Source organism: Mesorhizobium sp. M3A.F.Ca.ET.175.01.1.1, assembly GCF_004791945.1.
Lineage (GTDB): Bacteria > Pseudomonadota > Alphaproteobacteria > Rhizobiales > Rhizobiaceae > Mesorhizobium.
On sequence record NZ_SRTP01000429.1, the window covers coordinates 1 to 281 of the forward strand.

Sequence of the window (281 nt, forward strand, 5' to 3'; positions counted from 1 at the left end):
ATGGCCGTAGAACAAAACATGCGGCGCGCCTGCCGGGCCTTCGTGATGCGCCACCACCATGGGATGTCCGGGCGTGTCTCGTACGCTCGCGTCGAAGCCGATCAGCTTGAGCTCGGCGACCAGCCATTCGGCGCCTTTGCGGCAGTCGGCGGCGAAGGCCGGATCGGTGGAGATCGACTTAATGCCCAGCAGACCGAACAGCCGCTCCAGGCTCTGGTCGAGATTCTGGTCGAGACGGTCGAGGACGGGGGAAATTCTGGACATTATGGCGCCTTTCGATT

Annotated in this window: 1 pseudogene; it reads right to left on the reverse strand. The window is 62.6% G+C overall.

The features are described 5' to 3' along the window. A pseudogene (locus tag EN818_RS32290) lies at nt 1-264 on the reverse strand (hypothetical protein); the annotation flags it as partial. Nucleotides 265-281: the final 17 nt, after the last annotated feature.